This window comes from Microbulbifer okhotskensis (assembly GCF_023895975.1).
GTDB lineage: Bacteria > Pseudomonadota > Gammaproteobacteria > Pseudomonadales > Cellvibrionaceae > Microbulbifer > Microbulbifer okhotskensis.
Window position 1 is genome coordinate 1 of sequence record NZ_JALBWM010000156.1, and the last position, 6,520, is coordinate 6,520.

Here is a 6,520-nt window from a genome sequence, read left to right on the forward strand (position 1 = left end):
AACGGTACAGTGACTACGGGGCTATAGCTGCATGAAACTGTCCGAAGTGTTGTTTTAATAAAGTAATAGATAACTGTTAAATCAACGGCCTTCCAATATATAGGCGGGCTGCCAAATCGGAGACTGTAAATTAAATTTTTTTACTGCTCATGCCGCCGTACTCTGCATCAGAGGATATCATGAGCAGAACAATGGACAATACAAATCTAGAACAGCAACTGAAATCCCAGGTCTCCGAACTGGCCAAGGATGCTAATTGTGAAGCCAGCCGCAACAGCCTTACCCAGAAGCTCATCAAGATGACGATAGAAGCGGCACTGGGTGCAGAGCTGGATGAGCATCTAGGCTACCCCAAGAATGACACCGCTAAACGTGGCTCCGGCAACAGCCGCAATGGCACAAGGTCTAAGCGCCTTAGAGGTCGGCACGGCGTTGTTAAGATCACCATTTTTCGTGATCGAGCGAGGTCCTTTAAACCCCGGTTTGTACACAAAGGGCATGAGCACCCGAGACATCGTCGATGCCTTCAAAAAACGTACGGTGCCGATGTCTAAGAAACTCTGGTATCTAAGGTTACAGAGCAGATTCTTGAAGCCATCTCAGAGTATCAAAACCACCCAATGTATCGGTATGTCCAATTGTCTACCTCGACTGCATTACCCTGAAAATCATCCAGAATAGGCGGGCAAGCAACAAAGCTATGCATGTCGTCCTGGGCGTTAATGTGAAAGGCCAAAAAGAGCGGCTAGGCTTGTGGCTTGCCGAAACAGAGGAGGCAAAATTCTGGCCATCCCTGCTAACCGAACTAAAAAATTGCGGCCAGGAAGACTTTCTTATCGTTTGCACAGATGAACTGAAAGGCTTACCTGAAGCCATTACGGCAGAATACCCTTAAGCAAAAGTCTAACTGCACATCGTGCACTTGGTGCGTAACTCGCTTAAATACGTCTTGCGGTAGGACTACAGGGTACTGAAGGAGATCTATACTGCAGCCACAGAAGCAGCTGCACTGACGGAACGGAAACGCTTTGCATAAGATACCCATCCGAAAATCAGTAAATCCAGGGTCACCCACTGGCTAAACCCGATTATACTGCTTAAGTACCCACCTGAGGTTCGCACAGTCTTCTATACAACCAACGCGATTAATTCCTAAATGGCGTCACTGGCAAAGCTACCAAGCAGTGAAAAGTGTTCCCTTCTGATGATTCAGCGATGAACGTGGTATACTTGTCTATACAGGCTGCTTCGAAGAAATTAGCAATACCAATCCGAAACTGGAGGTCAGCATTAAATCGATTTATGATTGAGCTCGGCGAACGACTCGCTGACTACCAATAATTAACTGGCAAAACGGGTTACACAGAATCATTTATATCCTCTCAACCAACAACCGAATAATCAAAATTCTGTACGGGCAGCCGATTATAAAGGCACCAGGTTTATCATGCACATCAATGAAGATCTAACATTTAAACTTTCTGTTATATTGTTTCTAGCATCGCTTATTCTACCCGCTGACGGGCATTGGTTTGCCGGCATTGCTCTCTTTATTATTTCCACACTCGGAGCATTGAGCATTATCTTCGGTGAGGGGCTAAAATTATTCAACGACCCAAAAGATCTACTCGGAACACTCATACTGTCGATGCCATTTTTCAATTTTCTTTTCGTCATAGGGGCCTTAAAATTTCGGGTATTGCGCAACAATAAATTCCATATATTCAACATCCTTCTATATTTTTGCACCATTACAGCCCTTACCTATGGATCCATAGCATTTACTCATCGACCCGGATTATTTTATTTGCTTATTTTATGGGCTTCAGCCTTTCTTTTGCTTTCTGTCGCCATTGCAATGGAAACTAAAGAAGATTCATCCAGCACGTGAAATCGACCGGGGCTACCTCTTCACAACGTACCACTATCGACTTTGACTACACCTAATTGCCACCAGAATTGACAATTAGGTGTATTGAGAAAATCACTTCTGACAAAAGTACTAATTCGTAAACAGGTCTTACGGCAAAGCCACAACAGGTTAACGAAAATAATTTTCGTTAACCTGTTGTGATTTTTGATTGCGTAACCCCTAAAATCCTTTACTGATATTAAAGCCCACTATGCGTGGCTCTAATGTAAAGACGTTGGTGGTCAGACCCGAATCATCACTATTGGTGAACATATCCGTGATCGGCGCATCATCAAAGATATTCTTCACATACAGCTGCATATATAAGTCGTTGCTAGGGTTACCGAGGCTGACGGAGGCATTGAGATTACTCCAGGCTTTCAGACGATCATACTCCGTATTGTAAACTCGTGCGTAACTCTCCGATTGACGATAATAGTCTGCACGTAGAATCAGATCCCAGTTTTCAATCGGGATCGTATGCTCAACGCCGAAATTAATGGTAAACCGTGGCGCATTAGGTAGCTCATTCGCACTCAGGTCGGCGGAAAAGCCACGTCCTCCATTGGGCGCATCGGTAACCGGATTATAGGGATCAACTCCATAGATTATATCGTGGCGGAACCCGCCACCCTGAACTTCAGGGCTATATGAGCCATACCTAGCAGAGCCGGAACACAGCGACCAGATAGCAAATATATTGGGGGCACTCATAACTGTCTCGACCAGATCTACTGGTGCAATACAGTTGGAAGGCACCTGTATACTGGGGCGCACCAGTACCCAATCCTCGTTGCCTTGAGTGCGGTCCATTACATCGATAGACTCCTCACCATCGGCAATACGGGTTTTCAGATAACCCATATTTAAATCTACTCGAGTTGCCTCTGTAAGCTGCCAAGCCAGCTCAAGCTCCAACCCCATACTCTCTGCATCGAAGTTTTCATTGAGAGAAATACGATCGACAATCTGGGAAACCTGATAGTCGGTGTAATCGTAGTAGAAGGCGTTGGCATTAAGGGATAAGCTACCCTCAAGAAGCGTATTCTTAGTACCAAATTCAATCGCATTGACAAACTCGGGCTCGAATGTTTCCTCCAAAGGCTGGTATTGCACTATTACTGGGTCAATCTCGGCACGGGGTGGATTGGTGCCGCCCCCCTTATAGCCATGGGCGAAGGAAACATAAAGCATGGTATCGTCAGTAAAGGGGGTTTCTGTACGCCAGTCCAATACCGCACGCCCTGTATATTCTTTCCAGCTTAGGCTTACTTGATCACCTTCTGGGTAACCTCGATGAGTAAGGCCTCCTGAAAGCTCACCGGAGGAAATTTCACCGGTTTCATCATTATATTGAGTCCCGAGGAGCAACTGGCTGGGTACCGGTGTTGAACGTTTGCGGTCATCGGTATACCTAAGCCCTGTTGTAAGTTTCACGTCATCATTTATTTGCCAATAAGCCTCGCCAAACAGGGCCCACGAGCGGGTTTCCACTAAATTGCGACTCAGAAAGTAATTGTGACCCTCCTCATCAATGTTCTCTATTGAGTTGGGGTCCACATACACACAGTCTGAGCCCACATTCCCCTCTGGCTCCGTACAGTTTCTAGTACTTAGAAACCCAAGCTCATCCGTGTCCTGATTGTATAAATACTCCGCAAGCATGCTAAATACATTGTTAAAAATGAAGTAGTCATCTTGGGTTTTAAAATCCAGGTAGTTAGTGCCCACCGAAAAATTCCATGGACCATCAAAAGACGTCTGTAATCGGAATTCCTGGCTCCACTGTTTATTATCAGAACGGCTGATATCCACGGCCAGCAGCCCTTCCGAAGGGCCCAACTGCGGATCGGTATAAATTCCTCCAGGAGTGGGATTTAGGTCGCCGGTATCGTTAAAAATGGGGTCCGACACGTAACGATTGTAATCTTGAGAGGAGTAGTAATCGTCCTTGGCATAAGTCGACTGGGAGTAAAAGGTCAGAGCATTTCCCAGGTCCCATTCGAAGTTCAGCTGCACTAGGTCGTTCTCGGCACGAAATACAGGATCATAGCTGGTCTCTATCTTACGAAGATCATGAGACTGAGTCGAATTTTCATAAGGGTCTGTGTACCAGTCAATTACTGGACCAATGTGAGTAGGAATTAGCCCTGTGACTAAGATGTTAGCAAAGCCCCTGGCATTGGGAGCATCATAGGCATCATCACTATAGATCGAGCCGGGCAGGCATCCTTGACTGAAAAACACCGGGGTAAAGCCTGTCAGCTCGGTTTCCCCAACCTTTGAGAGTCCCGGATCTTTCGTGCAAAGCTGCTTTCCGGTACGCGAGCGCCGATCGTCCTCCTCAAAATGCTGCCAAATTAGGTTGGCGTTAAAAGACTCGCTTGGCTCCCACTCAAAGATGGCACGAGTGGAGTACAGATCGCGGTCATTCACATCGTTACCGGTATGAAGGTTGTAATCAAAGCCATCGCGCTTAGTCATAGCGCCAGAGAGGCGAAATGCCAGCGTATCTCCCAATGGCAAGTTAAACATGCCACTGGCACGCTTCGAGCTATAGTTGCCTATTTCCGCTTTAATTTCTGAAGCAAATTCATCCTCTGGCATCACTGGCAACATATTCACTACCCCGGCAGTGGCATTGCGGCCATATAGCGTGCCTTGGGGACCACGCAACACCTCAATCCTTTGTACGTCAAAAAATTCCTGTTCAAACAAGCGGTTACGAATCAGAGATGCATTGTTAAAGCTAACCGCCACCGCCGGGTCGGAGGCCGCTGAAACCGCTTTGGTACCCACGCCTCGAATAGAAAAGTTATAGGTGCTGAAATTTGATTTGGAGAAATTCACATTGGGAATCGCACGCAGCAGCTCTTCACCGCGTTCGATCTTCAAGGCATCCATGCTGTCTCCAGAGAAGGCCGAAACTGCGATAGGAACATCCTGGATACTCTGCTCAATCTTCTGTGCAGTTACCGTAACTTCCTCGATAGCCTGCCGAGAACGCTGCTCTTTTTCTTCGGCTTGGCCATCCTGAGCATGTGTTGTCGGGGGCGTAGCAGACAATATTAGGCAGGCAATCGCAACACTGTACCAAGGAGGGGCATGATTGACTGAATTGTTAGCTTGAATCGCTTGTGCAATCAATTTTTTTTGCTTACAAAGGCTCACCATCATACTGAGTCTCTCTATATTTTCTCTATTATTTTTTTGTCAGCCAAACACCACCTTATCTCAGGCCTAACCAAGTTAAAGACGCAACAAATCCACCACAGGGGGGATAGAACCCAGCTCTCATACATTAACAACGGCAATACAACCCAAATGAGCCAAAAATTACAAAACCTTATGCTTTCTATTGACATAACCTTCCAATCTTCAATTGAAAAATAATAACCCACAGAAATAAAATACATAGAAACCTGAGATGTTTTTTAAAAACTACCCGGCTTTCAAAACAATTCCCATATAATTCGAACGCCAAACACGCCTCCAAATCAGAATCAACAAAATCAAGCACAGGAACCCCACAAACAAGAACAGAATAAAAGGAGCCCAAACAGAAAATTAAGAATTAACTTTCAACTCAAATTCCTGTCCTAACTTTCAATTACCTCTATAGAATGACTTATTCACACAGGACTCTGGCAGTGGCAATCAATATGACAGCCATGTCTACCAGACGCTGGTTAAGCAGTATAGGATGGTGCACTCAGTGAACCGCAAAGGGAATTTCTAGGCCAACGCATCGACTGATGCGTTTTATACGAAAATGGCTAACGTGAAACCTCTATCCGATTAGAGAGCATTCAGCAACAGATGTGGGATCATGTTCACTTTTTACAACTCACGCCGTATACATACAACACTAGGGGGCGTGACTCCCATCGACTTTGAGAAATGTGTTTAGCGAGGTACCCGGTTCGGCCTGACCATAACAGACTCACTTGGTCGATAGAAATGCATAAATGCCCCAGATGGGCAAGATTCAAATTTGATCAGCTTATGCATGGCCGGAATTGTGCCTTTGGAAAACAAACGTTTCCCGCTACCCAGAACAACGGGGAAAGTCCAAAGACGGTACTCGTCTATAAGACCATGTTCTAGCAGGGTTTGGATAAGCAGCCAACTGCCATGTACCTGCAGTAACGGACCACTTTGTTTTTTTAACCGAGTGATTTCTGCTTCTATATTTCCCGTAATTTTTTCCGAGTTTTGCCATTGAAGCTTACAGGCTCGAGACGTCACAACATACTTTTTGGCCTGATTTAGTATCTCTGCTGTTGGGTTTTCAGCTGGGGCATTTGCGAAACTCGATGCAAATACATCATAAGTATTCCGCCCGAGTAAAAGATCGTAGGGTTCTCGCATAGCCTCACGACCAACTTGCTCCATAACCTCACTCCAGCATTCGTTAGCCCAACCACCATGAGTGAAGCCTTCAGAAATATCTTCTTCGGGACCGCTTGGCGCCTGCATCACTCCATCAAGGGTCTGAAATGTAAGGATCGCCAGTTTTCTCATAATCCCCCCTAGGTGGAATTTCCGTGAAAGATGAGTTATAACCGAATCTGGTGTTTGAGGGTTTGAAAGAAAGTAGCGTATCTG

3 protein-coding genes and 1 pseudogene are annotated in these 6,520 nt (G+C 45.7%); 2 read left to right on the plus strand and 2 right to left on the minus strand.

The window, feature by feature from the left end; translation table 11 throughout:
• Positions 1-191: 191 nt before the first annotated feature.
• Positions 192-1,341, plus strand: a pseudogene (locus MO867_RS19865) (IS256 family transposase).
• A gap of 106 nt (positions 1,342-1,447) precedes the next feature.
• Entirely contained in the window at positions 1,448-1,891 is a 444-nt protein-coding gene (locus tag MO867_RS19870; RefSeq protein ID WP_252472355.1) for a hypothetical protein, read from the plus strand.
• 201 nt (positions 1,892-2,092) lie between these two features.
• Here the strand turns inward: MO867_RS19870 and MO867_RS19875 are convergent, their stop codons facing one another.
• Both MO867_RS19875 and MO867_RS19880 read right to left on the minus strand, forming a co-directional pair.
• Positions 2,093-5,089, minus strand: coding sequence for a TonB-dependent receptor (locus MO867_RS19875; protein ID WP_252472357.1), 2,997 nt, complete (start codon positions 5,087-5,089; stop codon positions 2,093-2,095).
• Positions 5,090-5,818: 729 nt separating this feature from the next.
• Positions 5,819-6,436, minus strand: a complete 618-nt coding sequence (locus tag MO867_RS19880) for a dihydrofolate reductase family protein (protein WP_252472358.1) — start codon at positions 6,434-6,436, stop codon at positions 5,819-5,821.
• Positions 6,437-6,520: the final 84 nt, after the last annotated feature.